Here is a 26,713-nt window from a genome sequence, read left to right as displayed (position 1 = left end):
GACCCTCCCCCCCCTCCCCCCTCCCCCCCCCCCCCCCCCCCCCCCCCCCCCCCCCCCCCCCCCCACACCCCCCCCCCCCCCCCCCCCCCCCCCCCCCCCCCCCCCCCCCCGACCGGCTCGGTGAAGCCGCGTCAGCTGTTGCGCTTCCAGCGCGGCTTGTCCTCGCGGCGGCCGAAGGAGCCGCCGCCGCGGTGGTCGTCACGACGGCCGGACGGGCGGTCGTGGCCGCCGGTGCGGAAGCCCGGGCGGTCGCCCTGGCGGTCGCGGTTGAAGGGGCGGTCGCCGCCCCGGTGGCCGCCGCGCTCGTCCCGGCGGAAACCACCCCGGTCGCGGTCGCGGTCCCGGTCGCGGTGGAAACCGCCCCGGTCGTCCCGGCGCTCGAAGGAACGCCCGCCCCGGTCGCGGTCCCGGTCGAAGGAACGCCCGCCGCGCTCACCGCGGTCACCGCGGTCGTCCCGGCGGAAACCGCCCCGGTCACCCCGGTCGTCCCGGCGGAAGCCGCCCCGGTCGCCGTCACGGCGCTCGAAGCCGCGGTCCCGGTCGAAGGAACGCCCGCCGCGCTCACCGCGCTCGCCCCGGTCGTCCCGGCGGAAACCGCCCCGGTCACCCCGGTCCCGGTCCCGGTCGAAGGAGCGCCCGCCCCGGTCGTCGCGGCGCTCGAAGGAACGCCCGCCGCGGTCGCCCCGGTCGTCGCGGCGGAAACCGCCCCGGTCACCCCGGTCGTCCCGGCGCTCACGCCGCTCGTACGGGGCCGGCGCCTCCGCACGCTCCACGCGCTCGGCCCGCTCGACGTCCCGCGCGGACGGCTGCTCCGGCAGCGAGACCTCCGCCTCGGCCGCCACCGCGGCGGCCGCCTCGGCCACCGCCGTCCCGGGGTCCTCGCCCCGCTCGCGCGCCGCCCGGGCCAGCAGCCGGTCCGCCTCGTCGCGCAGCTCGGCCGCGCGGCGCTGCGCCCGCTCCAGCTCCTTGGTGAGCTGGGCGACCTCGCGCTCGGCCTGCTGCGCCGCGTTGCCCGCGGACTCGGCCTGCACCTCGGTCATCGACCGGGCGCCGGTGATCTCGGCGACCTCCGGGTCGAAGGCCGCGCCGCCCTGGATGATGTGGCGCGTCGCGTCGACGCCCGCGTCCTCCATCAGCCGGAAGATCTGGCGCCGCTGGTGCGGCAGGGCCAGGGACACGACCGTGCCCGTCCGCCCGGCGCGCGCCGTGCGGCCCGCCCGGTGCAGGTAGTCCTTGTGGTCGCCGGCCGGGTCGACGTTCAGCACGAGGTCGATGCCGTCGACGTGGATGCCGCGGGCCGCGACGTCCGTCGCCACCAGGACGTTCACGTACCCGTCCTTGAAGTCCGCCAGCGTCCGGGTCCGGGCGCCCTGGGTCATGCCGCCGTGCAGCGCCTCGGCCTTCGCCCCGGCGTCCCGCAGCTGCTCGGCGACGCGGTCGGCGCCCAGCTGCGTCCGGACGAAGATGATGGTGCGGCCCTTGCGGGAGGCGATGGCCGCCGTCACCGGCGCCTTGTCCTTGGGCTTCACGACGAGGATGTGGTGCGACATGGTCGTCACCGCGCCCTGCGCCGCGTCGACCTCGTGCGAGACCGGGTCGTTCAGGTAGCGGTCGACGAGGGTCTTGATCTCGTTCTCCATCGTCGCGGAGAACAGCATCCGCTGGCCGCCCGCCGGGACCTGGTCCAGCAGCTCCGTGACCTCGGGCAGGAAGCCCAGGTCGGACATCTGGTCGGCCTCGTCGAGGACCGCGATCTCCACGTTCTCCAGCGAGCACGCGCCGCGGTTGATGATGTCGCGCAGCCGGCCGGGAGTGGCCACCAGGACGTCGACGCCGCGCTCGAGGGCGTAGATCTGGTTGCCCATGGACGTGCCGCCGCAGACGACCTTCATCTTCAGGCCCAGGACGTCGCCGTACGGCTGGAGCGCGTCGGCGACCTGCATCGCCAGCTCGCGCGTCGGCGTCAGGATGACGGCGCGCGGCTTGTGCCTCTCGGTCCGGCCCCCGGCCAGCGTGGCCAGCGTCGGCAGACCGAAGGAGAGGGTCTTGCCGGAGCCGGTGCGGCCGCGGCCGAGGATGTCCTTGCCGGCCAGGGCGTCCGGGATGGTCGCCGCCTGGATCGGGAAGGGGGCGGTCACGCCGTTCTGCGCGAGCTTGCGCACCACGCCCTCGGGAAGGCCGAGGTCGGCGAAGGTGGTCTCGGGGGCGGTGGGGGTGGTGTCGACGTCCGCGGTGTTCTCGGGCACGACGACGTGATCAGTACTGGCGATGGGCATACGAATGCGAAACCTTCCGGAGTCTCTTCGGCACGCGCCCGTCAACTCCGTGATTCGCGATTCGCAATACGACCGCCTCGATGCGGTCCACCACGGCAAAGGAGAGTACGCGCCACACGGCGCGCTCTGCGGTGGCGCCGGGCAAATAGGATCAAACGATCTGCCACCATACGCACTCACGGCCCCCGAAGGCAAACCGGGTCCTCGTCACAGAACCGATCCGCAGGTCAGCGCGGTGGTCCCGGAACGAGCCGGCCGCGACGGCGGACGGACGCGCAGGACGGCGGGGCAGGGAGAGGGCAGCTAGACCGGCGCCCCCGCTTCCGGCGCCGGCTCCCGCCGCGCCAGCTGCGGCTGCGGCGGCTCGGGCGCCGACGAGGACGGCTCCGGCGCCGGCGGCTCGGGCGGCGCCGACGGCTCGGGCGGCGCCGGCGTGGGCTCCGGGTCCGGCGACCGGCTGGGTTCCGGCGGCACGGGCCGGTCCGGCGTCGGGCCGGCGGGTCCACCCGGTCCACCGGCAGCCGGCGCGGACCGGCTCGCCCCCGCCGACGGCGACGCCCCGGCGGGCGCCTCCTTCCCCGCCCCGCCCCCGCGCCCCTGGTCCGCGCGCCCCTCGCCCTCGCCGTCCGCGCGCTCGCCGCCGGCCGCCGTGGCACCACGGCCCGCCCCGCCACCCGGCCCCGCCGGACCCGCCGGCCCTCCGTCCGGCGCCTCGCCGCCCGGCCGCCTCGCCGAACTCGACGGCTCGGCGCTCCCGCCCTCCTCGCCCCCGCCCACGCTCATGCAACCGGCGGCGGCGACGAGGGCCACGACCGTGGCGGCCAGGCGGGCGGATACGTACAAGGGGCGCACGGGCCACCTCCGGTCGGAGTACGGGACTCCATGCCCAACTCCCGTCACCCGCGGGAGGACACGCGCGCCGCCTATCCGTAACCCAGAGCGTGCAGCCGGGCGTCGTCGATCCCGAAGTGGTGTGCGATCTCGTGCACCACCGTGATCTCCGTCTCCGCGACGACGTCCTCCCGTGTCTCGCACATCCGCAGCGTCGGCCCCCGGTAGATCGTGATCCGGTCCGGCAGCACCCCCGCGTACCACTCGCCCCGTTCCGTCAGCGGCGTCCCCTCGTACAGCCCGAGCAGCTCCGGATCGTCCGCCGGCGGCTCGTCCTCCACGAACACCGCCACGTTGTCCATCAGCCGCGTCAGCTCCGGCGGGATCCGGTCCAGGGCCTCGGCGACCAGTTCCTCGAACTCCTCGCGCGTCATCTCCAGCACAGGGCCATTCTCGGGCACGCACCGTCCGTACGAGATCCCCCACGCCCCCGCATATCCGGCCCCGCGCACGGGCATACGGGACCAATGGCCCGCGTCCCCTCCGCAGTCATGAAGATCCGGCACCGCCTCCGAAGGGCTCCGCGCGTCCCCGGTTCCCGCGCCCTCCGCGCTCGCCGCCACCGCACCCCCCGGCCCGCCTCCGGGCCGCTCGCCCCCGCCCGGCGCTCCCGTCCCCTGGTCCGCGCCCTCGGGCTCGTCACCGTGGTCGTCCTCGGCTCCTGGCTCGGCCTCCTCGTCGTCGGCAACGTCCGGGTCCCGGTGGGTCCCATGGACACCACCATGACCCTGCGCCCCTCCCTCACCGGCGGCACCAAGATCAACATCTCCCCGCTGGGCGCCCTCCAACTGGACAGCCACACCGCCCCCGTCCGCCTGGACGTCAACGTCGACCAGCTCGACCCCGCCCGCTCCCAGGCCCTCGTCGACCGGCCCGAACGGTTCTCCGGCCTCCAGGACGAAGTCGCCCACGACATCGCCCGCGGCACCGCCGACCTCGCCGTGCGCTCCTGCGTGGCCGTCGTCACCGGCGCCACCGCGCTCGGCCTCGCCGTCTACCGCCGCCCCCGCCGCGCCCTGGCCGCCGGCGGCCTCGCCCTCACCCTCCTCGCCGCGTCCGGCGGCACCGCCTACGCCACCTGGAACCCGGACTCCGTCCTCGAACCCAAGTTCTCCGGCCTGCTCTCCTCCGCCCCCTCCCTCGTCGGCAACGCCCGCAGCATCGTCACCGAGTTCGACGTCTACCAGCAGGAACTGGCACGCCTGGTCACCAACGTGACCAAGCTCTACGACGCCACCTCCACGCTCCCCGCCTACCAGCCCGACCCGACCACCCTCCGCGTGCTGCACGTCTCCGACATCCACCTCAACCCGGCCAGCTGGAAGATCATCGCCTCGCTGGTGGAGCAGTACCGGGTGGACGTCATCGTCGACTCCGGCGACACCATGGACCACGGCACCGCCGCCGAGAACGGCTTCCTGGACCCCGTCGAGGACCTCGGCGCCCCCTACGTCTGGGTCCGCGGCAACCACGACTCCCTCGTCACCCAGCGCCACCTCGCACGCATGAAGAACGTCCACGTGCTGGACGACGGCCGGGCCGTCACCGTCGCCGGACTGCGCTTCGCCGGCACCGGCGACCCCCAGTTCACCCCCGACCGCTCCAGGACCACCGGAGCCGAGCAGTCCCAGGAACTCGCGGGCGCCCGCCTCGCCTCCGCCCTGCGCGACCAGCGGACCGCCGGTACCCCCGTGGACGTGGCCGTCGTCCACGAACCGTCCGCCGCCCGCGAGGTCGACGGCACCGTGCCGCTGGTCCTGTCCGGCCACCTCCACCGCCAGAAGACCGAGGTCATGGAGTACGGCACCCGCCTGCGCATCGAGGGCTCCACCGGCGGCAGCGGCCTGCGCGCCGTCGAGGGCGAGTACCCCGACCCGATCCAGGCCTCGATCCTCTACTTCGACCGCGACACCCGCCGCCTCCAGGCCTGGGACTCCATCGAACTGGGCGGCCTGGGCCGGACGACGGCGGAGGTCAGCCGCCATCTCCCGGAGGAGAACCAGCCGGGCGCGACCACCCCGCCGACCCCCTCCCCCGCCACCCCCTCGACGACCTCCCCGTAAACGTTTTGGCGATCCCTCCTCCCATCCCATATGCTTCTCACGTCCCCGACGCGCTGAGAAGCGCCCAGGCGGGCCGATAGCCCTCATCGTCTAGCGGCCTAGGACGCCGCCCTTTCAAGGCGGTAGCACGGGTTCGAATCCCGTTGGGGGCACGCACCACCCTGTGCGACACTGTCGTACGACACGCTTGGTCCTGTGGAGCAGTTTGGAGTGCTCGCCACCCTGTCAAGGTGGAGGCCGCGGGTTCAAATCCCGTCAGGACCGCTGATGTTTCACGTGAAACATCGCGGCTGGGTAGCTCAGTTGGTACGAGCGTCCGCCTGAAAAGCGGAAGGTCGCCGGTTCGACCCCGGCCCCAGCCACAGCAAAGGCCCCGATCTCCGGATCGGGGCCTTGTTGGTGTGTGCTGCGCCGTTGCGTGCTGCCGGACGGTGGTCGACGGTGGCCGACGGCGGCAAAAGCGTTCGCCAGTAATTTCTCGAGGATGAGATCCTGGGTCCCGTATGTCCACACATCCCGCCCCCGCCCCCGCCCTCGGCGCCCTCGCCTCCCGCCTGGCCGAGCTGTCGCTGCGTGACGCGCACCGGCTCGGCCGCAGGCTGGAGGGCGCCCGGAAGATCCGCAAGCCGGAGGCCCGGGCCGCCGTGCTCGCCGAGATCGAGGCGGAGACCGCCCGGGCCGAGGAGCGGATGACCGAGCGCCGCCTCCGCGTCCCGGAGATCCGCTATCCCGAGCAGCTGCCGGTCAGTCAGAAGAAGGACGAGATCGCCGAGGCCATCCGCGATCACCAGGTGGTGATCGTCGCGGGTGAGACCGGCTCCGGCAAGACGACGCAGATCCCGAAGATCTGCCTGGAGCTGGGCCGGGGCGTGCGGGGCATGATCGGGCACACGCAGCCCCGCCGCATCGCCGCCCGCACGGTGGCCGAGCGGGTCGCGGAGGAGCTCCGGACGCCCCTGGGCGAGGCCGTCGGCTGGAAGGTCCGTTTCACCGACCAGGTGAACCCGGACGCCACCTTCATCAAGCTGATGACCGACGGCATCCTGCTCGCCGAGATCCAGACCGACCGCGAGCTGCGCGCCTACGACACGATCATCATCGACGAGGCGCACGAGCGGTCCCTGAACATCGACTTCCTGCTCGGTTACCTGGCGCAGCTGCTGCCGAGGCGTCCGGACCTGAAGGTCGTCATCACCTCGGCGACGATCGACCCGGAGCGCTTCTCCCGGCACTTCGGCGACGCCCCGATCATCGAGGTGAGCGGTCGTACGTATCCGGTGGAGGTCCGTTACCGTCCGCTGCTGGAGGAGGACTCGGAGGACGCCGACCGGGACCAGATCACCGCGATCACGGACGCCGTCGAGGAGCTGATGGCGGAGGGGCCCGGCGACATCCTGGTCTTCCTGTCCGGGGAGCGGGAGATCCGGGACACCGCGGACGCGCTGACGAAGAAGTACTCCCGCGCCGGAGGCGCTGATCGGCACAGCACCGAGGTGCTGCCGTTGTACGCCCGGCTCTCGCACGCCGAGCAGCACCGGGTCTTCCAGAAACACAGCGGCCGCAGGATCGTGCTGGCGACCAACGTCGCCGAGACCTCGCTGACGGTGCCGGGCATCAAGTACGTCATCGATCCCGGTTTCGCCCGCATCTCGCGCTACAGCCACCGCACCAAGGTGCAGCGCCTGCCGATCGAGCCGATCTCGCAGGCGAGTGCGAACCAGCGCAAGGGCCGCTGCGGACGCACCTCGGACGGCATCTGCATCCGCCTCTACAGCGAGGACGACTTCCTGTCCCGTCCGGAGTTCACGGACGCGGAGATCCTGCGGACGAACCTGGCCTCCGTCATCCTGCAGATGACCGCAGCCGGCCTGGGTGACATCGAGAAGTTCCCGTTCATCGACCCGCCGGACCACCGCAACATCCGTGACGGCGTGCAGCTGCTGCAGGAGCTGGGCGCGCTCGACACGGCGCAGAAGGATCCGCGCAAGCGGCTGACGGAGACGGGCCGGAAGCTGGCCCAGCTTCCGGTGGACCCGCGGCTGGCCCGCATGGTGCTGGAGGCGGACCGGAACGGCTGCGTGCGCGAGGTCATGGTCATCGCCGCGGCGCTGTCCATCCAGGACCCCCGGGAGCGGCCCGCCGACAAGCAGACGCAGGCCGACCAGCAGCACGCCCGCTTCCGGGACGAGACCAGCGACTTCCTCGCCTACCTGAACCTGTGGCGCTACGTGCGGGAGCAGCAGAAGGAGCGCGGCTCGTCGTCGTTCCGGCGCATGTGCAAGCAGGAGTACCTGAACTTCCTGCGCATCCGTGAGTGGCAGGACATCTACACGCAGCTGCGCACGGTCGCCAAGCAGATGGGGATCCACCTCAACGACCAGGACGCCCCCGCCGACCGCATCCACGTCTCCCTCCTGGCCGGCCTGCTGTCGCACATCGGCATGAAGGACGTGAAGGAGTCGAAGGACTCCGGTCCGGGCGGACGCAAGGACGGCGGCCGGAACGAGTACCTGGGCGCCCGCAACGCCAAGTTCGCGATCTTCCCGGGGTCGGCACTGTTCAAGAAGCCCCCGCGCTTCGTGATGTCGGCCGAGCTGGTCGAGACGTCCCGGCTGTGGGCCCGGGTCAACGCGAAGATCGAGCCGGAGTGGGTCGAGCCGCTCGCCGAGCACCTCCTGAAGCGCACGTACAGCGAACCGCACTGGGAGAAGGACCAGGCGGCGGTGATGGCGTACGAGAAGGTGACGCTGTACGGCGTGCCGATCGTCGCGCAGCGCAAGGTGAACTACGGCCGGATCGACCCGGAGGTGTCGCGGGAGCTGTTCATCCGCAACGCGCTGGTCGAGGGCGACTGGCGTACGCACCACAAGTTCTTCGCCGACAACCGCCGGCTCCTCACCGAGGTGGAGGAGCTGGAGCACCGCGCCCGGCGCCGGGACATCCTGGTCGACGACGAGACGCTGTTCGACTTCTACGACCGGCGGATCCCGGACCACGTGGTCTCGGGCGCCCACTTCGACGCGTGGTGGAAGCGCAAGCGGCACGAGCAGCCGGACTTCCTGGACTTCGAACGGGAGATGCTGATCCGGGAGTCGGCCCAGGCGGTCACGAAGGCCGACTACCCCGACTCGTGGCGGCAGGGCCCGCTGAAGTTCCGGGTCACCTACCAGTTCGAGCCGGGGGCGGACGCCGACGGCGTGACCGTCCACATCCCGCTCCAGGTGCTCAACCAGGTCACCGACGAGGGCTTCGACTGGCAGATCCCGGGGCTGCGGGAGGAGGTCGTCACGGAACTGATCCGTTCGCTCCCCAAGCCGATCCGCCGGAACTACGTGCCCGCGCCGAACTACGCGAGGGCGTTCCTGGAGCGGGCGGTGCCCCTCCAGGAGCCGCTGACCACGACGATGGCGCGCGAGCTGAAGCGCATGGTCGGTGTCCCCTTCGACGCGGAGGACTTCGACTGGTCGAAGGTCCCCGACCACCTGAGGATCACTTTCCGGATCGTCGACGAGCGGCGCCGCAAGATCGCCGAGGACAAGGACCTCGAGGCGCTGAAGCTGCGGCTGAAGCCGAAGGCCCGCAAGGCCCTCTCGCAGGCGGCCGCCGCGACGGCGGAGCGCCGGGGCGGGGAGTCCCTGGAACGCGAGGGACTGACGGAGTGGACGATCGGCACGCTCACGCGCGTGTTCGAGACCCGCCGGGCCGGCCAGCCGGTGAAGGCGTATCCGGCGCTGGTCGACGACGGGGACACGGTCTCCGTCCGTCTCTTCGACACGGAGGCCGAGCAGGCGGAGGCGATGTGGAAGGGCACGCGCCGGCTGATCCTGCTGGGGATTCCGGTGAACCCTGCGAAGTTCGCGTCCGAAAAGCTGTCGAACGCTCAGAAGCTCGCCCTGTCCGCGAATCCGCACGGCTCCGTCCAGGCCCTCTTCGACGACTGCGCGACGGCCGCGGCGGACAGGCTGATCGCGGACTTCGGCGGACCGGTGTGGGACGAGGAGTCGTACCGGAAGCTGTACGACAAGGTGCGCGCGGAGATCGTCGACACGACCGTCCGCGCGGTGGGCCAGGTGCAGCAGGTGCTGGCCGCCTGGCAGGCCTGTGAGCGCCGGCTGAAGGCCGTGCGCAGCCCGGCGCTGCTGCCGAACCTGCAGGACGTGCGGAAGCAGTTGGACGCGCTGGTGCGGCCCGGCTTCGTGACGGAGGCGGGCCTGCGCCGGCTGCCGGACCTGATGCGCTATCTGGTGGCCGCGGACCGCCGCCTGCAGCAGATGCCGACGAACGTGCAGCGGGACACGACCCGGATGGCGAAGGTCCACGAGATGCAGGACGAGTACGCGTGGCTGCTGGAGCAGATGCCGCAGGGCCGGCCGGTCCCCTCCTCGGTGCGGGACATCCGCTGGATGATCGAGGAGCTGCGGGTGAGCTACTTCGCCCACGCGCTGGGGACGGCGTACCCCGTCTCGGACAAGCGGATCGTGAAGGCGATCGACGCGGCGGCGCCGTGACACCCCGGGCACGGAGGGTGAGTTCGACCTGACGGCCCCCCTCCTGTACAGTCTCTTCTCGCAGCGCAACGCACCTGTCGCACTGCGAAACTCCCCCAGCGCCTCAACGGCCCGGGAGGAGATCCAGGTCCTGTGGAGCAGTTTGGAGTGCTCGCCACCCTGTCAAGGTGGAGGCCGCGGGTTCAAATCCCGTCAGGACCGCCGCAAGAGAAGGCCCGCGCCCGCAAGGGACCGCGGGCCTTCCGCATGAGGTGGCCGTTGCCCGCTCCCGCCCTTGCCTCTGTTCCCACTCTGTTCTCTCACCCTCCGCGCCGTCAGGCCCCTCTCCGGCGCGTTCTCCTCCCGCGTGCGGTTCCCCCGCCCCGGAGCGCCGTGCGGCCCCTCCGGGGCCCTCCTGGCGCCTTGACGGGCCGAGCGGCTCCGTCGGCACCCCCGGGGGGCCGGGATCCCTCTCCGTAGGGCCGTGGAGGTGGCGCACGGGGGAGTCGGGCGGGCACGGAAACACGGGTGCCGTCCCGCGCGCACCCGCCGGCCGCGCCGTCGTACCGGCACCCGGCCCGCCGCCGTCCGATCCGCCGTCACCCGCCGCGCTCTGCACCGGATTCGGCGCCGGGCCCCACCGCGTCCGACGGGGACGGGAACGGCACCGACGCCCCGTCACACGAGCCCGTCCTCGCGCGCACTCCCTTTAGCGCATATGCCGCGGCACCAACAAGCCGCCCGGTATGTGACGGGTGTCACCACATGAGTTTCAGGAAGTGCGGTACTTACACCCCTCCTACAACAAGTCAATTTAATATGTGCCATTGCACCGTGCGGAGAGGTCCGCGCCGCCGACCGCACAGGTCGTCCACGGCGGCACCCCGGACTCCGACGGATCCGCGCACAAGGCCGTCCCGCCGCACCCCCGGCCGGGACGGGAGCCGGGCGCGGCGCGCCCGCGGCCGACGCACGCACAGGGCGCACACAAAAAGATCGCGCTGGACCCGGCGGAGTCCAGCGCGATCGACGACGCACCCTTGTTCAGTTGCCCGGAAAGCTCTGACCGGCTTGGGCGAGGGGCCTGTTGGGGCAGTCCCCGCGTCGTGTGGAGCTAGGGTTCCGAGCGCCTCGGCCAGTTGGGGGACCAGCCGGTTCGTCCGGATTGTTCAGTTGTTCAGGCCTCGCTGCGCTGCTGCGGGATGCCCGCGAGCAGGGCGCGGACCTCTGCTTCGCGGTAGCGGCGGTGCCCGCCGAGCGTACGGATCGACGTGAGCTTGCCGGCCTTCGCCCAGCGCGTGACCGTCTTCGGGTCGACGCGGAACATGGTGGCGACCTCAGCCGGGGTCAGCAGCGGCTCGGCATCAGGGGTGCGAGCGGTCATGAGCGGCCTCCTCGGGAGAACCGAACCTTCTCGGTTCTTTCCTCTAAATTCTGCACCTTGACCCGCGTTGCCCGAAATGGCGGACGCGAGTCGAGTCGGTTATAGGACGAACGGCTTGTCCTCGGCACTACAACTACACCATCTGTCCAGCCGCGTCGGCCAAACCGATGGAATTGCCCTCCCAGGTGTTCATCAGCCGCGGAAGCCGATGGACCATGCCATAGCGGACAGTCACGCCGGTGTGACGATCAGTCACACCGGCGCTCAGGAGACATCCGGCCCCCCAAAGCGTGCAATGCTGAGATTCCGCCCACAAGGGAACACAGCGGGACGGAGGAGCCCTCCCCGGACTCCTTGTCCTATTTTGGCATGAGGAGGGGCAAGCGGCGCAAGGGCCGCGTACGTGCGGTCCGTCACGCTTGACACGCTTGGGGCATACGCCCGCATCGGCCCCTACGTCCGTTGTCGGGTCCCTGTTGACGCAACCTCAGGGCGAAGACGAAACCCCAAGAAGGGCGTTTGGTCAAACGTCAGTTCGCCGAGCGCAGGTCCCGCACCGACCGCCACCGCTCGACCAGCCGCCCGTAGGCGGCGCCCGCGCCCTCGTCGTCGCCGCGGCGCAGCGCCGCGATCCCCTCGGCCACGTCCGCCGCCGAGTGGTCGTCCGCCAGCGCGCCGGCCGGCAGGGCGTGCACCAGACCGCCGTAGTCCAGCTCGACCAGGGAGCGCGGGTGGAACTCCTCGAGCCAGCGCCCGACGTCGACGAGGCCGTCGATCAGCAGCCCCTCCTCCACGGCGTCCCGCAGGGCCCGCAGTCCCCGCGCGACCCGCCGCCGGGCCTGGACCATGGGCGTCCGGTAGCGCAGGACGGGCGCCTCGTCGGCGGAGCCCTCGGCGTACTCGCGCTCCTCGTCCGCGAACAGCACGAACCAGTTGATCGGCACCTGCCAGGTGGCGGTGCGGATCCAGGGCCGGGCGTCGGGGTGGCCGGCCAGCCAGCGCTCGTAGTCCTGGACCGCCTGGCGGCGCACGACCGGGGGCAGGAGCGCGTCGAGGACCGGCAGGGGGAACTCCTCGGCGAGCTCGCCCAGGGCCTGCCAGCCGCGCAGCCGGGTGCGCCAGGGGCAGACGTGGACCACGCCGCCGTCCTCCAGCACGAACGCGTCGTCGCTTTCGTGAACCGGCACCGGCACCGGCGGCGTGGGCACCAGGTCGGTCAGCGCCCGGCGGAGCTCGTCCTGGTAGGTGGGGCGGTCGGGGCGGCGGGCGTAGCGGGCCCAGTGGCCGCGCTCGGGCTCGGGAAAGGCGGCCAGCGGTTCGTACACGCGCAGGTAGGTCGGGTAGGGGACGATCACCGAGGTCACCTTGGGCACGCCTGCTCCCTCCCCCGCGAACCGCCGCGAAAACCTGCGGCCCTCTCACACGGACGCGCGGAAAACCCCTGCAAATCGTCGCACGGCGGTACTCCGGTCGGAGGTGATCCCGGCCACGGTGCGTCCCGCGGGCGCCCCAGGGCCTAATCTCGTGCTCACGGTCCCGCCGCCCTCCCCACCGCCACAAGCGCGGGGAGCCGGGGAGGCCGTTCCCACCCCGCCGCTACTTACTCAGGAGTCACCACCGTGACCGACGTATCTGACGGCGTCCTGCACACCCTGTTCCGCTCGGACCAGGGCGGCCACGAGCAGGTCGTGCTCTGCCAGGACCGTGCCAGCGGCCTCAAGGCCGTGATCGCCATCCACTCCACCGCCCTGGGCCCCGCCCTCGGCGGTACGCGCTTCCACCCGTACGCGACCGAGGAGGAGGCCGTCGCCGACGCGCTGAACCTCGCGCGCGGGATGTCGTACAAGAACGCCCTGGCCGGTCTCGACCACGGCGGCGGCAAGGCCGTGATCATCGGCGACCCGGAGCGGATCAAGAGCGAGGAGCTGCTGCTGGCCTACGGCCGGTTCGTCGCCTCGCTCGGCGGCCGGTACGTCACCGCCTGCGACGTGGGCACCTACGTGGCCGACATGGACGTCGTGGCCCGCACGTGCCGCTGGACCACCGGCCGCTCCCCCGAGAACGGCGGCGCCGGCGACTCCTCGGTGCTCACCTCCTTCGGCGTCTACCAGGGCATGCGGGCGGCCGCCCAGCACCTGTGGGGCGACCCGTCGCTGCGCGACCGCAAGGTCGGTGTCGCGGGGGTCGGCAAGGTCGGCCACCACCTGGTGGAGCACCTGCGGGCCGAGGGCGCCGAGGTCGTGATCACCGATGTGCGCGAGGAGGCCGTGCGGCGGGTCCTCGACCGGCACCCCGAGGGCGTCTCGGCGGCCGCCGACACCGAGGCGCTGATCCGGACCGAGGGCCTGGACATCTACGCCCCGTGCGCCCTGGGCGGCGCGCTGAACGACGACAGCGTGCCGGCGCTGACCGCCAAGGTGGTCTGCGGCGCCGCCAACAACCAGCTCGCCCACCCGGGGGTGGAGAAGGACCTCGCCGACCGCGGCATCCTCTACGCGCCGGACTACGTGGTGAACGCCGGCGGGGTCATCCAGGTCGCCGACGAGCTGCACGGCTTCGACTTCGAGCGGTGCAGGGCGAAGGCGGAGAAGATCTTCGACACCACGCTCGCCATATTCGCACGTGCGAAGGCGGATGGGATTCCGCCGGCCGCCGCGGCCGACCGGATCGCCGAGCAGCGGATGGCGGAGGCGCGCCCGGCGGGGTGACGCCCGGCGCACGAGGCGGGTGCGGGCGCCCGGCGGCGGGCGCCCGCGCGCGTTCGGCCGGTACCCGCCGGGGGCACTTGGAGAGAACTCTCACTTCTCCCGGCGGGTCGACCGCCGATAAGTGGTTAAAATCGCGTTTGACCAGCGAGGACGGGACGTCTCGAGGGTCTGGGCGCGGGCACGTCATGCGGGCGACGTACCGTATGGGCGCGGGCTCAGGTACCGTGGAAGCTCTACAGACCGGACTCTCCGAAGAGAGTTCGTTCTGGACCATGAACGCGTGTCAAGACTCTGGGGCCGTCGAGCCCCGTCGTTGAGGGGGTCGAGCCATGGGGCGCGGCCGGGCCAAGGCCAAGCAGACGAAGGTCGCCCGCCAGCTGAAGTACAACAGCGGTGGGACGGACCTTGCACGCCTGGCCGAGGAGCTGGGCGCATCGACATCGAACCAGTCACCGAACGGTGATCACTTCGAGGACGATGAGCGAGACGACGACCTGTACGCACGGTACGCCGATCTCTACGAGGACGACGACGAGGACGAGGACGGCCAGTCCCCGCAACAGCGTCGCGGCGCTTGACCTTGCACTGAGCATCAACCCGGTCGGTGACCCCGGTCACCGACCGGGTTTCATGCTGCCCGCCCGTCGCACGCGCGGGCAGCATCCCGGTGCTCAGTTCGCGTAGTCACCCACGAGGGCCGCGCCGGTCGTGTGCTCGCCGCGGTCGGTGATCTCACCGGCCACCCAGGCGTCCACACCGCGGTCGGCCAGTGTCGCCAGCGCCACGTCCACGGACTCCTGCGGCACGACCGCGATCATGCCGACGCCCATGTTGAGGGTCTTCTCCAGCTCCGGGCGCTCGACCGAACCGGTCCTGCCGACGAGGTCGAAGACCGGGGCCGGGGTCCAGGTGGAGCGGTCGACGACGGCGTGCAGCCCGTCCGGGACGACCCGGGCCAGGTTGGCCGCGAGGCCGCCGCCGGTGACGTGGCTGAAGGCGTGCACCTCGGTGGTGCGGATCAGGGCCAGGCAGTCCAGCGAGTAGATCCTGGTGGGTTCGAGCAGCTCCTCGCCGAGGGTGCGGCCCAGTTCGTCGATCCGGCGGTCCAGGTCGAATCCGGCCCGGTCCAGCAGCACGTGCCGGACGAGGGAGTACCCGTTCGAGTGAAGACCGGAGGACGCCATGGCGATCACCGCGTCGCCCTCGCGGATGCGGTCCGCGCCGAGCAGCCGGTCGGCCTCCACGACACCCGTACCGGCGCCGGCGACGTCGAAGTCGTCCGGGCCGAGCAGGCCCGGGTGCTCGGCCGTCTCGCCGCCGACCAGGGCGCACCCGGCCAGCACGCAGCCCTCCGCGATGCCCTTGACGAGGGCGGCGACGCGCTCGGGGTGGACCTTGCCGACGCAGATGTAGTCGGTCATGAACAGCGGCTCGGCACCGCACACCACGATGTCGTCCATGACCATGGCGACCAGGTCGTGGCCGATGGAGTCGTACACGCCCATCCGGCGGGCGATGTCGACCTTGGTGCCGACGCCGTCCGTGGCGGAGGCGAGCAGGGGGCGGTCGTAGTTCTTCAGGGCGGAGGCGTCGAAGAGGCCGGCGAAGCCGCCGAGGCCGCCGAGGACCTCGGGCCGCCGCGTCTTCCTCACCCACTCCTTCATGAGTTCGACGGCGCGGTCGCCCGCCTCGATGTCGACGCCCGCCGCTGCGTAGCTGGCGCCGCCCCCGGCGAGAGGTGTCTGAGACATGACTGTGAGAGCTTTCGTGTCGTCCGGCAGGGCTTACGGGCGGCGGATCGCGTCGACCGCGGCCGGCGCGGCGGTGCCGGCGGCCAGCTCGGTCTCCAGGAGCTGCTTGCCGAGGAGCTCGGGGTCGGGCAGCTCCATCGGGTACTCGCCGTCGAAGCAGGCGCGGCAGAGGTTCGGCTTGGCGATGGTGGTCGCCTCGATCATGCCGTCGAGGGAGATGTACGCCAGGGAGTCGGCGCCCAGCGAGGTGCCGATCTCGTCGATGGTCATGCCGTTGGCGATCAGCTCGGCGCGGGTGGCGAAGTCGATGCCGAAGAAGCAGGGCCACTTCACGGGCGGCGAGGAGATCCGGATGTGGACCTCGGCGGCGCCGGCCTCGCGGAGCATGCGGACCAGGGCGCGCTGGGTGTTGCCGCGGACGATCGAGTCGTCGACGACGACCAGGCGCTTACCCTTGATGACTTCCTTGAGCGGGTTCAGCTTCAGGCGGATGCCGAGCTGCCGGATGGTCTGCGAGGGCTGGATGAACGTCCGTCCGACGTACGCGTTCTTGACCAGGCCCGCGCCGAAGGGGATGCCGGAGGCCTCCGCGTAGCCGATGGCGGCCGGGGTGCCGGACTCGGGGGTCGGTATGACCAGGTCGGCCTCGACCGGGGCCTCCTTGGCGAGGCGGCGGCCCATCTCGACGCGCGAGAGGTACACGTTCCGGCCGGCGATGTCGGTGTCCGGACGGGCCAGGTAGACGTACTCGAAGACGCACCCCTTGGGCTTCGCTTCCGCGAACCGGGAGGTGCGCAGTCCGTTCTCGTCGATGGCGACGAACTCGCCCGGCTCGATCTCGCGGACGAAGCTGGCGCCCGTGATGTCGAGGGCGGCGGTCTCGGAGGCGATCACCCAGCCGCGCTCCAGGCGGCCGAGGACCAGCGGGCGGATGCCCTGCGGGTCGCGGGCCGCGTAGAGGGTGTTCTCGTCCATGAAGACGAGGCTGAAGGCGCCCCTGACCTTGGGGAGGACGATGTGCGCGGCCTGCTCGACCGTCACCGGCTCGCCGTCGGCGGCGCGCTGGCCGGCCAGCAGGGCGGTGATCAGGTCGGTGTCGTTGGTGGCCGCCACCTTCGGGGCGCGGCCGTTCTCCTTGGGCAGTTCGGCGACCAGCTCGGCGAGTTGCGCCGTGTTGACCAGGTTGCCGTTGTGGCCGAGCGCGATGGATCCGTGCGCGGTGGCGCGGAACGTCGGCTGGGCGTTCTCCCACACGGAGGCGCCGGTGGTCGAGTAGCGGGCGTGTCCGACCGCGATGTGACCCTGGAGCGAACCGAGCGAGGTCTCGTCGAAGACCTGGGAGACCAGGCCCATGTCCTTGAAGACGAGGATCTGGGAGCCGTTGCTGACCGCGATACCCGCGGATTCCTGGCCCCGATGCTGGAGGGCGTAGAGCCCGAAGTACGTGAGCTTGGCGACCTCTTCGCCCGGAGCCCAGACACCGAAGACGCCACAGGCGTCCTGGGGGCCCTTCTCTCCGGGGAGCAGGTCGTGGTTGAGTCGTCCGTCACCACGTGGCACGTCCCCGAGTGTAGGCGAGATCGACCACTGGTCCGAATGCGGGATGCGGCCCCGCCGGTGGGCCAGCCGACGGCGAAGACGGTGACACGGGTGCCGTCGCCGCTGGTCAGCGTGAGGTTTCGGGAGCCGGTCCCGGTGGCCGGCGGGGCCGTCGAAGAGCCGCGGCGGGGTCTTCTCGGCGTCCGTGAGTGAGTCTTCGCACACCCTTCGGGCCGTGGCGGGGGCGCCGAGGGTGATATGGCCGTCGCGGACGGTGGCGCCGGTGCGGCCGGGGGCGCCGGAGACGGTCCCCTCCCGGTCGAGGGCGGGGCGGGCGCGGCCGTCGGGGCGGCCGGCGGTCCACCGCGTGCCGCACAGCGGCTCGTCCCGGCCCCGCCGGGGCGGACGGCCGCGCTGTCGTCGGTGGCCGGGCCGTCACGAACGGGGGGGCGCGGGGGCGGCCGCCGGGGTCCCGCGCCGCCGGTGCCTCCGCCGGTCCGGCGGGTCCGTCGGGAAGGAGGAGGACACGGTTCCCCCCGGGGGCCGTCCGGCCGCCCGCGCGGATCACGCCAGCAGCGGCAGGTACGGCTCGAGGTCCGCCCGTTCCCCGCTCGCGCTCACCCGGGCGCCGGCCACGGCGTCCCGCCAGGCCGCCCGCCCGGTGGCCAGCCGGATCCAGGTCAGCGGGTCGGTCTCGACCACGTTGGGCGGGGTGCCGCGGGTGTGCCGCGGCCCCGGAACGCACTGCACGACGGCGTACGGCGGGATCCGCACCTCCGTCGAGCCGCCGGGTGCCTTCGCGGCGAGCGTGTCGGCCAGCAGCCGGGTGCAGGCGGCGAGGGCCTGGCGGTCGTGGGGGACGTCCAGGCCGGGTACGGCGGCGTTCAGGTCGTCGGTGTGGACGACGAGTTCGACGGTGCGGGTGACCAGGTAGTCGGCCAGCGGCAGGGCGCCGGCGCCGGTGGCGAGCAGTCTCGTGCCGGGGTGGGCGGCGAGGTCGGCGGTGAAGCGCTCCTCGGCGGCGGCGAGGTACGCGTCCGGGTCCGGATGGCGTCCGGCCAGCTCGCGGGCGCGGGCGGCGATGTCCGGGGCCTCGGCGGCGATCGCGCGCGGCCAGTCGGTCAGCGCCCCGTCCTGCTTCGCCGGCTCCGGCAGGTCGACCAGGCGGGCGACCGCCCCCAGGGACGTCCCGAGGTGCGCGACCAGGTCCCGCACCGTCCAGTTCCCGAGCCGGGTGGGCAGTGCGAGCTGCTCGGGGGTGAGGGTGCGCACGGCGGCCCGCACGTTCCCGAACTGGGCCAGCACCGCGGCACGGGTCCTGGCGGGGTCGTAGGAGCGGGCGCGCTTCTTGGCCGGTGGCATGGCAGAAGCCTATGCGGGGCGGAAGGGGACCGGAGGGCTCCGGGGGGCGGCGTCCGTGCGGTTCCGGCGTTCGGCGACGTCGGTGACGCGGACGCGGACGGCCTTCCCGGCCCCGGCCGGGGTCACCGTGTCGCGGCCGGGGCGAGGGTCACGGCGCGAAGCTGCGGCTGCGGGCTCCGGAAGGCGCTCACGGCGAGTGCGCGCGGGCACGGTCCCCCCTCGGCCGTGAGGCGCTCCGGTCGGCCGCGCGCCGGCGCCAGCGGTACGCCCCGGCCCGGCGGCACCTCGTGGCGGCCCCGGCCGGTGGTGTGCGGCCGGCCGGGGTGAGCCGGCGCGGGTGGGGGTGGACCCGGCCGGTCGTGCCGGCCCCGTCCGGTTCGGCGAGCTGCTGCTCCGGCCCTTCCGGGGCCCGGGAGCCGCCCCCGCCGGGACGCGGTGCCGTGCGGTCGGTCAGTCCGGCAGCGTCGCGACCGCCCCCTCCGGGGCCTTGCGCACGGGAAGGCCTCGGGGGCCGCCCACGCGAGTCCCGTCCGGTGGGCGATCATGGCAAGGGCGACCCGGTTCGGTGCGCCACGGAACGCCCGTGGCGCACCGGCGCCGTCTCACCCGGTCCGCAGGGCGAGCCGGAGGGCCTTGCGGACGTCCGGGTCTTCAAGGTCTCCACACCGCTTACATGTCACGGACCCGGCCGGTCCCTACCGACGGCCGCCGAACTCCGGCCGCGCCCGGGTGCGGACACGGAGAACGGTGGCCCCCGGCGGGGGCCACCGTTCTCCGTGGCGTGCGGGAGGAGCCCTCCGTCCACGGCGGGGAGGGCTCCCGGAGGGTCAGGCCAGCAGCGCCGGGATCGTCGCCTCGTGCGTCTCGCGCAGCTCCGCCAGGGACAGCGTGAACTCGCCCTGGACCTCCACCGTGTCGCCGTCCACGACGCCGATGCGGGCGGCCGGGAGGCCGCGCGCGCCGCACATGTCGGTGAAGCGGACCTCCTCCGAGCGCGGCACGGCGACGATCGCGCGGCCGGCCGACTCGGAGAACAGGAAGGTGAAGGCGTCGAGACCGTCCGGGACGACCAGACGCGCGCCCTTCCCGCCGAGCAGCGCCGACTCGACGACCGCCTGGACGAGGCCGCCGTCGGACAGGTCGTGCGCGGAGTCGATCATGCCGTCGCGGGAGGCGGCGATCAGGATCTCGCCGAGCAGCCGCTCGCGCTCCAGGTCGACCTGCGGGGGCAGGCCGCCGAGGTGGTCGTGGACGACCTGGGACCAGGCCGAGCCGCCGAACTCCTCGCGGGTGTCGCCGAGGAGGTAGAGCAGCTGGCCCTCCTCCTGGAAGGCGGCCGGGGTGCGGCGGGCCACGTCGTCGATGACGCCGAGGACCGCGACCACCGGGGTCGGGTGGATGGCCGTCTCGCCGGTCTGGTTGTACAGCGAGACGTTGCCGCCGGTCACCGGGGTGCCGAGCTGCTTGCAGCCGTCCGCCAGGCCGCGCACGGCCTCCGCGAACTGCCACATCACCGCGGGGTCCTCGGGCGAGCCGAAGTTCAGGCAGTCGGAGACCGCGAGGGGCCTGGCACCGGTGGTCGCCACGTTCCGGTAGGCCTCCGCGAGGGCCAGCTGCGCGCCCGTGTACGGGTCGAGCTTGGCGTACCGGCCGTTGCCGTCGGTGGCGATCGCGACGCCGAGGCCGCTCTCCTCGTCGATGCGGATCATGCCGGAGTCCTCCGGCATGGCCAGCACGGTGTTGCCCTGCACGAAGTGGTCGTACTGCTGGGTGATCCACCGCTTGGAGGCCTGGTTGGGCGAGCCGACGAGCTGCAGGACCTGATCCTTGAGCTCCTCGGACGTCCGCGGCCGGGGCAGCTTGTTCGCGTCGTCGGCCTGGAGCGCGTCCTGCCACTCGGGGCGGGCGTAGGGGCGCTCGTAGACCGGGCCGTCGTGGGCGACGGTGCGCGGGTCGACGTCGACGATCTTGCCGCCGTGCCAGTAGATCTCCAGGCGGTCGCCGTCGGTCACCTCGCCGATGACGGTGGCGATGACGTCCCACTTGTCGCAGATCTCGAGGAAGCGGTCGACCTTGTCGGGCTCGACGACCGCGCACATGCGCTCCTGCGACTCGCTCATGAGGATTTCCTCGGGAGACAGGGTCGAGTCGCGCAGCGGGACGTCGTCGAGGACGACGCGCATGCCGCCGGAGCCGTTGGAGGCCAGCTCGGACGTGGCGCAGGACAGGCCGGCCGCGCCGAGGTCCTGGATGCCGACGACCAGCTTCTCGGCGAACACCTCCAGGGTGCACTCGATGAGGAGCTTCTCCTGGAAGGGGTCGCCGACCTGGACGGCCGGGCGCTTCGACGGCTTGGCGTCGTCGAAGGTCTCGCTCGCCAGGATCGAGGCGCCGCCGATGCCGTCGCCGCCGGTGCGGGCGCCGTACAGGATGACCTTGTTGCCCGCGCCGGAGGCCTTGGCGAGGTGGATGTCCTCGTGCCGCATCACGCCGATGGCGCCGGCGTTGACCAGCGGGTTGCCCTGGTAGCAGGCGTCGAAGACGACCTCGCCGCCGATGTTGGGCAGGCCCAGGCAGTTGCCGTAGCCGCCGATGCCGGCGACGACGCCGGGCAGCACGCGCTTGGTGTCGGGGTGGTCGGCGGCGCCGAAGCGCAGCGGGTCGACGACGGCGACCGGACGGGCGCCCATCGCGATGATGTCGCGCACGATGCCGCCGACGCCGGTGGCCGCGCCCTGGTAGGGCTCGACGTAGGAGGGGTGGTTGTGCGACTCGACCTTGAAGGTGACCGCGTAGCCCTGCCCGACGTCGACCACGCCGGCGTTCTCGCCGATGCCGACGAGCAGGGCGTCGGACTCGGGGGCCTTCTCGCCGAACTGGCGGAGGTGGACCTTGGAGGACTTGTACGAGCAGTGCTCGGACCACATCACCGAGTACATGGCGAGCTCGGCGCCGGTGGGCCGGCGGCCGAGGATCTCGACGATCCGCTCGTACTCGTCCTTCGTCAGGCCGAGTTCGGCCCAGGGCAGCTCGACGTCGGGGGTCGCGGCCGCGTGCTCGACCGTGTCCAGAGGCGTCCGGCTCATGCGTTGACCAGCTTCTTGAGGATCGAGGTGAAGAACGGGAGGCCGTCGGTACGGCCCGTACCGATCAGCGGCTCGACGGCGTGCTCGGGGTGCGGCATCAGGCCGACGACGTTGCCCGCCTCGTTGGTGATGCCGGCGATGTCGTTGAGCGAGCCGTTGGGGTTGACGTCGAGGTAGCGGAAGACGACGCGGCCCTCGGCCTCCAGCTCGTCCAGCGTCCGCCGGTCGGCGACGTAGCGGCCGTCCATGTTCTTCAGCGGGATGTGGATCTCCTGGCCGGCCGCGTAGTCGGCGGTCCAGGCGGTGTCCGCGTTCTCCACCCGCAGCTTCTGGTCGCGGCAGATGAAGTGCAGGTGGTCGTTGCCGAGCATGCCGCCGGGCAGCAGGTGCGCCTCGGTGAGGATCTGGAAGCCGTTGCAGATGCCGAGGACGGGCAGGCCCGCCTTCGCCTGCTCGATGACGGTGTCCATCACCGGGGAGAACCGGGCGATGGCCCCGGCGCGCAGGTAGTCGCCGTAGGAGAAACCGCCGCAGAGCACCACGGCGTCGACCTGCTTGAGGTCCTTGTCCTTGTGCCAGAGCGTCACGGGTTCGGCGCCGGCGATGCGGATGGCGCGCCGGCTGTCCCGGTCGTCGAGACTGCCCGGGAAAGTGACGACGCCGATACGAGCGGTCACTTCACGGCCTCCGCGACTGCCTCTTCGGACTCGACCCGAACGGTGAAGTCCTCGATCACGGTGTTGGCGAGGAAGGATTCCGCAAGATCATGGATACGGGCGAGCGCGGCCTCGTCGACCGGCCCGTCAACTTCCAGTTCGAATCGCTTTCCCTGGCGGACGTCCGTGATGCCTTCGAAACCCAGCCGCGGCAGTGCGCGCTGCACCGCCTGGCCCTGGGGGTCGAGGATCTCCGGCTTGAGCATGACGTCGACTACGACGCGTGCCACTGGCACTCCCGGTGTGTGGTGCTGAGCAGGTTCCTTCAGACTACCCGCACAAAATTTCTACGCGAGTAGAGTTGGAGGAATCTACGTGAGCCCGATCACGGTCGGGCAGCATGAGGAGGCGCCGGGGAAAAGATCCGGGAAAGATCCGCACTCTCCCGCACACCTCTATTGCGCCACGGACCCGCGGACAGATTTAGTCGAGCTCCACCCTGCATTGCCGGGCACTGTACAAATGAATTGCCATTAGCAGATACTTTGCCCGATTACAGGCGAACAGACGGCATCTCGGTGACGTCCCGGCACGTCATCACGGACGTCCGGACCGAGATCCCGCACGAAGGGATCGATATTCGTGGCGCAGAAGGTCGTGGTCACTCTCTTTGACGACATCGACGGCTCGGAAGCGGCGGAGACGGTCGCCTTCGGGCTGGACGGCACGTCGTACGAGATCGACCTGAACAAGGCCAACGCCGACGAACTGCGGAAGGCGCTCGCGCCGTACGTGGAGGCCGGCCGTAAGCGGTCGCGCTCGGGCCGGACGTACCGGCAGACGGAGGTCGCCCCCGACCCGGCGGCCGTGCGCGCCTGGGCGCAGGCGAACCGGATGGACGTCCCGGCGCGCGGGCGGATCCCCAAGAGGGTCTACGAGGCGTTCGCCGCCGCACGGTGAGCGGCCGGGCCCCCGGGCCCGCCCCCGACGCCCGGTCACCGGCCCCGCGGCACGGCCGACTTGCGCGACACCCCAGGTGATCGGCTAAAGTCTGGAACACGCCGCGGGGCGAGGCCGAAAGGCCCGGACCACGGAGTACGTGCGGGTGTAGTTCAGTAGTAGAACATCCCCCTTCCAGGGGGAAGGCGCAGTGTGCAATTCCTGTCACCCGCTCTCGACAGCCCCCTACAAACCACATCCGTGGATCGGGTAGGCTGGTGCGTGCACCGATCGGTGAAAGCCGGTCGGGAGCCATGCGGACGTAGCTCAGTTGGTAGAGCGCAACCTTGCCAAGGTTGAGGTCGCGAGTTCGAGCCTCGTCGTCCGCTCGGGAAGAAGGCCCCGGTCCATCGGACCGGGGCCTTCTCGTGTGCGCGCCCCAGGCCGTCTGACATTTGTCACACCCGGCGGTGACGGCCCGCACTGCCGTCCGCCCCACGGTTCGGTGATGATCGGACCATGCAAGCAAACGGGCACGAGCACGTGATCGAGGTCACCGGCCTGCGGCGGGTGTACGGGGATGGATTCGAGGCGGTGCGCGGGATCGACTTCTCCGTGCGCCGCGGGGAGATCTTCGCGCTGCTGGGCACCAACGGTGCCGGCAAGACGTCGACGGTCGAGCTGCTGGAGGGCCTCGCCGCGCCGGCCGGCGGCCGGGTGCGGGTCCTCGGGCACGACCCGTACACCGAGCGGGCCGCCGTCCGCCCCCGCACCGGCGTGATGCTCCAGGAGGGCGGCTTCCCCTCCGAGCTGACCGTCACGGAGACCGCGCGGATGTGGGCCGGATGCGTCACCGGGGCGCGCCCGCCGCGGGAGGCGCTGGCGCGGGTCGGGCTGGAGAAGAAGGCCGACGTGCGGGTGAAGCAGCTCTCCGGGGGCGAACGGCGGCGGCTGGACCTGGCCCTCGCCCTGCTCGGCGACCCCGAGGTGCTCTTCCTGGACGAGCCCACCACCGGACTCGACGCCGAGGGGCGCCGGAACACCTGGGAACTGGTGAGCGCGCTGCGCGACGGCGGCACGACGGTGCTGCTGACCACCCACTACCTGGAGGAGGCCGAGAACCTCTCCGACCGGCTGGCGATCCTGCACGAGGGGCGCATCGCCGCCACCGGCACCCCGGCCGAGGTGACGGCCGCGCAGCCGTCCCGGATCACCTTCGAACTGCCCGAGGGCCACTTCCTCGGCGACCTGCCGCCGCTCGACGAACTGGGCGTGTGCGGGCACGAGACGGACGGGCGGCTGGTCCGGCTGCAGACCCGCGAGCTGCAGCGGGCGGCCACCGGGCTGCTGGTGTGGGCCGACCGGGCCGGGGTGGAACTGCGCCGCCTGGACGTGCGGTCGGCGTCCCTGGAGGAGGCGTTCCTGGGGATAGCGAAGGAGGCGTCCGGACAGACCGGGGCGCAGCAGGCACAGCGGATGAAGCAGGAGTACGCGGCATGAGCGGCACGACCCCGACCGTCACCACACCGATGAGCCGGATGGCCTCGCTCGCCCGCGCCGAACTGACCCTGTTCGGGCGGAGCAAGGGCACGCTCGTCGCCGCGCTGTTCGTGCCCCTGATCCTGCCGGTGAGCGTGGCGGCGACGGCCGAGGGGATGGACCTCGACGCGGTCGGACTGAGCGTCGGCGCCGTCGTGGTGCCCGCCGCGATCGGCTTCTCGCTGCTGTTCGCCGTCTACTCGGCCCTCGTCGGCTCCTTCGTCGCCCGGCGCGAGGAGCTCGTCCTCAAGCGGCTGCGCACCGGCGAGCTGAGGGACCCCGAGATCCTGGCCGGGTCGGCCCTGCCGGCCGCCGCGACGGGGCTCGTGCAGTCGCTGCTGCTGGCCGCCGGCTGCATGGTGCTGCTGGACATGGCGGCCCCCCCGGCCGTCCACCTGGCGGTGCTGGGGCTGTTGTCGGGACTGGTGATGTGCGCGGCGCTCGCGGCGGTCACCGCGAGCTTCACCCGGAGCACCGAGAGTGCCCAGGTCACCCCGATGCCGCTGATGCTGGTCTCCTTCGCGGGCTCCGGGATGATGTTCCCCCTGGAACTGTTCCCCGACCGGATCGCCTCCTTCTGCGAACTGCTGCCGCTCACGCCCGTCATGACCCTGGTGCGCGGCGGCTTCACCGGCGGCCTGTCGTCGTCCGAGACGCTGACCGCCCTGGTGACGGCGGTGGCCTGGACCGCGCTCGCGGTGTTTGCTGTACGGCGGTGGTTCCGCTGGGAGCCGCGGCACTGACGGAGGAGAGGGCGGGGAGGGGCGGACCATGCGCAGGCCGGACGGCTGGTGAGGGCGCAGGAGCACTCCGGCGAAGGTCGAGACGTACACGCGGTGGTCGTTCCACTCCTTCGCGCTGACCGAGTTCACGGCGGCCGGTGTGCCGACGCTCGGGCACGCCGGGACCATCGGGCCGGGACCGGTGGTCCTGTTCCTGCTCCTGGTCGCCGCGCACAGCACGTTCTGCGCCGTGACCGCCTCGCGGGCCCTGGACTGGCTGCGCGGGCGGCGGGACCAGCCCCTGGGACTGCTCTGGGCGCTCGGCGCCCCCAGCGCGGTGACCGCCGTCGCGGCCGTCGCGGTCGCCGAGTACGGCCCGGCGGGCGAGGACCTCGACGGCGCGGCCGGCGGGGTCTTCGGCCTCGCCCTGGTCTTCGGCCTCGGGAACATCGCGCTCGGCGTGCGCAGCCGGCGGCGGGTGTTCGCCCTCGTGGTGGGCTTCGCGGTGGGAGCGGGGCTGTTGTCCCTCGCGTGCGGGGTGCCCGGGCCGACGTCCCTGGCCGTCGCGACGACGGTCCTGGCGGCCGGCAGCTTCCTCGCCTTCACCTCCGTGTTCTCCGTCTGGCTGCTCAACGCCGTCTACGGGCTGGACGAGGCCCGCGAGACCCGGACCCTGCTCGCCGTCGCCGGGGAACGGCTCAGGTTCGGACGGGACCTGCACGACGTGATCGGACGCAACCTCACCGTGATCGCGCTGAAGAGCGAGCTGGCCGTCCAGCTCGCCCAGCGGGAGCGGCCGGAGGCCGTGGCGCAGATGGTCGAGGCGCAGCGGCCGGCGCACGAGGCGCAGCGCGAGGTGCGCGAGGTGGTGCGCGGCTACCGCGAGGCCGACCTCGCCGGGGAACTCGCGGGCGCGCAGGGCGTGCTGACCGCCGCCGGCATCGACTGCGCGGTCACCGGACCGGTGGCCGGACTGCCCGCGCCGGTGCAGTCCGCGCTCGGCTGGGTGGTGCGGGAGGCGGCCACGAACGTCCTGCGGCACGGGGACGCCCGGTGCTGCACGGTGGAACTCCGGGTACGCGAGGGGCGCGTGGTGCTGACGGTGGAGAACGACGGGGCGCCCCGGGCCGGCGGCCCGGGGCGGGGGTCCGGGTCGGGGGTCCGGGCTGTTCCTGCTGACCGCCGAGGTCCCGTTGCCGGCGCACTCCGGCGAGGCCCCCGTTATCTTCTTCGCGGTCCTGCAAGAGGGCCGCTGGCCTCCGGGCCCGGCATGACTGTGTCCCCCTGTCGAACGGATGACCTGGGGGGTG

General features: G+C 72.3%; 18 protein-coding genes and 6 tRNA genes. 14 read left to right on the top strand and 10 right to left on the bottom strand.

Translation table 11 applies throughout. From position 1 onward, the window contains the following. Positions 1 to 131: 131 nt before the first annotated feature. Both ACZ56B_RS27895 and ACZ56B_RS27890 read right to left on the bottom strand, forming a co-directional pair. Positions 132 to 2,276, bottom strand: coding sequence for a DEAD/DEAH box helicase (locus ACZ56B_RS27895; RefSeq protein ID WP_468796305.1), 2,145 nt, complete (start codon positions 2,274 to 2,276; stop codon positions 132 to 134). A gap of 923 nt (positions 2,277 to 3,199) precedes the next feature. Next, the gene (locus ACZ56B_RS27890; protein WP_365669220.1) at positions 3,200 to 3,550 is read right to left on the bottom strand and encodes a metallopeptidase family protein; all 351 of its coding nucleotides are present in this window, start codon (positions 3,548 to 3,550) and stop codon (positions 3,200 to 3,202) included. 84 nt (positions 3,551 to 3,634) lie between these two features. On the opposite strand from ACZ56B_RS27890, the gene ACZ56B_RS27885 reads away from it, so the two are divergent. The 6 genes from ACZ56B_RS27885 (at position 3,635) to ACZ56B_RS27860 (ending at position 9,939) form a co-directional block, all read left to right on the top strand. Next, positions 3,635 to 5,230, top strand: coding sequence for a metallophosphoesterase family protein (locus ACZ56B_RS27885; protein WP_468796303.1), 1,596 nt, complete (start codon positions 3,635 to 3,637; stop codon positions 5,228 to 5,230). A gap of 79 nt (positions 5,231 to 5,309) precedes the next feature. Then, positions 5,310 to 5,382, top strand: a tRNA-Glu gene (locus tag ACZ56B_RS27880). Positions 5,383 to 5,419: 37 nt separating this feature from the next. Continuing rightward, a tRNA-Asp gene (locus ACZ56B_RS27875) sits at positions 5,420 to 5,494 on the top strand. 24 nt (positions 5,495 to 5,518) lie between these two features. Further along, positions 5,519 to 5,592: transfer RNA gene (locus ACZ56B_RS27870), tRNA-Phe, on the top strand. Positions 5,593 to 5,733: 141 nt separating this feature from the next. Continuing rightward, positions 5,734 to 9,738: an ATP-dependent RNA helicase HrpA gene (hrpA, locus tag ACZ56B_RS27865; protein WP_468796301.1), complete on the top strand. Its 4,005-nt coding sequence runs from the start codon at positions 5,734 to 5,736 to the stop codon at positions 9,736 to 9,738. Positions 9,739 to 9,864: 126 nt separating this feature from the next. Next, positions 9,865 to 9,939, top strand: a tRNA-Asp gene (locus ACZ56B_RS27860). 955 nt (positions 9,940 to 10,894) lie between these two features. Here ACZ56B_RS27860 and bldC read toward each other — a convergent pair. Continuing rightward, complete coding sequence (gene bldC / locus ACZ56B_RS27855) at positions 10,895 to 11,101, bottom strand: developmental transcriptional regulator BldC (RefSeq protein ID WP_003949541.1); 207 nt, start codon at positions 11,099 to 11,101, stop codon at positions 10,895 to 10,897. Positions 11,102 to 11,631: 530 nt separating this feature from the next. Next, entirely contained in the window at positions 11,632 to 12,474 is an 843-nt protein-coding gene (locus tag ACZ56B_RS27850) for a DUF8083 family protein (RefSeq protein WP_468796299.1), read from the bottom strand. Between the two features lie 246 nt (positions 12,475 to 12,720). Between ACZ56B_RS27850 and ACZ56B_RS27845 the strand changes: the two genes are divergently transcribed. Both ACZ56B_RS27845 and ACZ56B_RS27840 read left to right on the top strand, forming a co-directional pair. Next, the gene (locus ACZ56B_RS27845; RefSeq protein ID WP_468796297.1) at positions 12,721 to 13,809 is read left to right on the top strand and encodes a Leu/Phe/Val dehydrogenase; all 1,089 of its coding nucleotides are present in this window, start codon (positions 12,721 to 12,723) and stop codon (positions 13,807 to 13,809) included. A gap of 329 nt (positions 13,810 to 14,138) precedes the next feature. Further along, complete coding sequence (locus ACZ56B_RS27840) at positions 14,139 to 14,387, top strand: DUF3073 domain-containing protein (RefSeq protein WP_004986289.1); 249 nt, start codon at positions 14,139 to 14,141, stop codon at positions 14,385 to 14,387. 93 nt (positions 14,388 to 14,480) lie between these two features. Here the strand turns inward: ACZ56B_RS27840 and purM are convergent, their stop codons facing one another. The 6 genes from purM to purS all read right to left on the bottom strand — a co-directional run bounded on the left by purM (position 14,481) and on the right by purS (position 22,493). Continuing rightward, entirely contained in the window at positions 14,481 to 15,560 is a 1,080-nt protein-coding gene (gene purM, locus ACZ56B_RS27835; protein ID WP_468796294.1) for a phosphoribosylformylglycinamidine cyclo-ligase, read from the bottom strand. Positions 15,561 to 15,593: 33 nt separating this feature from the next. Beyond that, a complete protein-coding gene (gene purF, locus ACZ56B_RS27830) occupies positions 15,594 to 17,120 on the bottom strand; it encodes an amidophosphoribosyltransferase (protein WP_468796292.1) in 1,527 nt (508 codons plus the stop codon). A 543-nt stretch (positions 17,121 to 17,663) separates the two neighbouring features. Beyond that, positions 17,664 to 18,461, bottom strand: a complete 798-nt coding sequence (locus tag ACZ56B_RS27825) for a maleylpyruvate isomerase family mycothiol-dependent enzyme (protein ID WP_468796290.1) — start codon at positions 18,459 to 18,461, stop codon at positions 17,664 to 17,666. An 827-nt stretch (positions 18,462 to 19,288) separates the two neighbouring features. Then, entirely contained in the window at positions 19,289 to 21,547 is a 2,259-nt protein-coding gene (gene purL, locus ACZ56B_RS27820; protein WP_468796288.1) for a phosphoribosylformylglycinamidine synthase subunit PurL, read from the bottom strand. Then, positions 21,544 to 22,224 carry a phosphoribosylformylglycinamidine synthase subunit PurQ gene (gene purQ / locus ACZ56B_RS27815; RefSeq protein ID WP_468796286.1) on the bottom strand — a complete coding sequence of 227 codons (681 nt, stop codon included), beginning with the start codon at positions 22,222 to 22,224 and terminating at the stop codon, positions 21,544 to 21,546. The genes purL and purQ overlap by 4 nt, the downstream gene beginning before the upstream one ends. Then, a complete protein-coding gene (gene purS, locus ACZ56B_RS27810) occupies positions 22,221 to 22,493 on the bottom strand; it encodes a phosphoribosylformylglycinamidine synthase subunit PurS (RefSeq protein ID WP_468796284.1) in 273 nt (90 codons plus the stop codon). Before purS ends, purQ begins: the two co-directional genes overlap by 4 nt. Positions 22,494 to 22,845: 352 nt before the next feature. Here purS and ACZ56B_RS27805 point away from each other — a divergent pair, with 352 nt between their 5' ends. The 6 genes from ACZ56B_RS27805 to ACZ56B_RS27780 form a co-directional block, all read left to right on the top strand. Then, the gene (locus ACZ56B_RS27805) at positions 22,846 to 23,163 is read left to right on the top strand and encodes a histone-like nucleoid-structuring protein Lsr2 (RefSeq protein ID WP_468796282.1); all 318 of its coding nucleotides are present in this window, start codon (positions 22,846 to 22,848) and stop codon (positions 23,161 to 23,163) included. A 141-nt stretch (positions 23,164 to 23,304) separates the two neighbouring features. After that, positions 23,305 to 23,376 (top strand) — tRNA-Gly (locus ACZ56B_RS27800). A gap of 82 nt (positions 23,377 to 23,458) precedes the next feature. Next, positions 23,459 to 23,531: transfer RNA gene (locus ACZ56B_RS27795), tRNA-Gly, on the top strand. 130 nt (positions 23,532 to 23,661) lie between these two features. Further along, complete coding sequence (locus ACZ56B_RS27790; protein WP_468796280.1) at positions 23,662 to 24,642, top strand: ABC transporter ATP-binding protein; 981 nt, start codon at positions 23,662 to 23,664, stop codon at positions 24,640 to 24,642. Beyond that, the gene (locus tag ACZ56B_RS27785; RefSeq protein WP_468796278.1) at positions 24,639 to 25,424 is read left to right on the top strand and encodes an ABC transporter permease; all 786 of its coding nucleotides are present in this window, start codon (positions 24,639 to 24,641) and stop codon (positions 25,422 to 25,424) included. The genes ACZ56B_RS27790 and ACZ56B_RS27785 overlap by 4 nt, the downstream gene beginning before the upstream one ends. 115 nt (positions 25,425 to 25,539) lie before the next feature. Beyond that, positions 25,540 to 26,713, top strand: a 1,174-nt coding sequence (locus ACZ56B_RS27780; RefSeq protein ID WP_468796335.1) for a sensor histidine kinase, incomplete at its 3' end; no start/stop codon positions are given.

The sequence above is a fragment of the Streptomyces sp. NPDC034670 genome (assembly GCF_055574875.1).
The sequence above is the reverse complement of the archived record's forward strand: the minus strand, read 5'-3'. Positions and strand labels throughout refer to the sequence as shown.